The 1,568-nt window shown below is 56.6% G+C and carries 1 protein-coding gene; it reads left to right on the forward strand.

Going from position 1 to position 1,568, the window contains the following annotated elements; genetic code table 11:
• Positions 1–1,501, forward strand: a 1,501-nt coding sequence (locus tag ACR0MO_RS21610; RefSeq protein WP_480893302.1) for a VirB4 family type IV secretion/conjugal transfer ATPase, incomplete at its 5' end; no start/stop codon positions are given.
• Positions 1,502–1,568: the final 67 nt, after the last annotated feature.

The raw sequence follows: 1,568 nt of genomic DNA on the forward strand, positions 1-1,568 counted from the left end.
TGAAATGAGCCTCTTTCAGATGTTGCCTTATGGCTATGTCGTGGACGATGAGGTTATTTCCACACGCAACGGTGGCCTTATCGCCGCTGCAGAAATCACCGGAATCAACGCTAATACGCTGAACGAAAACGAGTTCGAGTTCCTGGCCGAACGGTTTGAGCGTGTGTTGCGCACAACACCCAATGAAGTGGCTTTTTATGTTCATCGACTGACCGTCCCGGCTGAGACTGGTCATGTCATCACAGATCCAACCGGCTTTGCCGGTGCAGTGGCGCAGGCCATGCGCTCAGCGTCCGTCGATGCAGAGCTGAAAGAACGCAAGATCATCATCAGCGCCATTCTCCAAAAGCGGCAGGATGAGCGGGCAAAACAGATGTTCGGCATGTCGTCTGGAACGATAGACGAGGAACGCCGCGAAATGATCGAACAGCTCGACGGTGTGTTCACAACACTGGCGGGCACGCTGGGCGAGGCCTGTGTACGCCGGCTGAAGCTCAGCGAGGGGCGTTGGCTCGGCTATTATGGAATGCTGTTGAACGGTCGGTATCAGCCGATCGTTCACGCGAACATTGCAGAACCTATCGCCTTCAACATGCCGCAAGAGGATGTGCTGTTTCAGGGCAAGACCGGCAAACTGGTTACAGGCGACGATCAGGAACGCTCCATCCGTGTGTATTCCCTGAAGAATTACCCGATGGCTTCGTTCCCCGGCATTTTCGACGGGCTGGACCTGCCGGTTGATGTTGTGATTTCGCAATCCTTCCTGCCGATCAGCCGCGCCCAGGCGCAGGAAATGGAACGCCGCAAGTCGGGACAAATGCGCTCGGCAGGCGATAAAGCGAAGTCGCTTGAAGAGGATTTGTCCATTCTGGCGGACGGCATTGCCTCCGGCACCATGTCACTCGGCAAGCACCACCTGTCAATCTGCGTGTTCGGGAATGAGGAAGATCTGAAAACAGCCGAAAAGCATATCATCGGTGAAATTCACATTTCAGGCGGCACGGTCAAACGCGAAGCGATGTCGGCGCGTGCGGTGTATTTCGCGCAGCACCCCGGCAATTTCGCGTTCCGCGCCCGTGAAGAACTGATCACGGACCAGAACTTTGCAGACATGGTTGCGTTTCACATGCGGCCAAAGGGTCTGCCTGAGAACAAGCTGCCTTGGCCTGGACCTCTGGCGACGTTCCCGACCACGCATGGCGACAGCTACGATGTTTCGTTGCACTTGCCCAAGACCAGCTCGGATGCTGAAAACCTGCCTTCCGGCCATACCATCGTTCTAGGACCAAACGGCTCAGGTAAGACCGTGATTGCGATGTTGCTGGCGACATGCGCTGTTGCTCAGGGCGCGCGGATCATCGCGTTTGACAAAGACCGGGCGATGGAAGCCCCCATGCGTGCGCTTGGGGCACAGTACACTCGCGTTCGGGTTGGCGAACCCACTGGTATGAACCCGTTGTCCGTCGTCAGGGATTTTGGGACAGAAGGCGGCCTGAGCTAAGAGAGGATCTGGCGCGTCTGGTTGGATTGATTATGCGGCGGTTTTGCGGTGAAGCAAGCGCCGGGTT

It is taken from the genome of Ruegeria sp. K5, assembly GCF_056531805.1.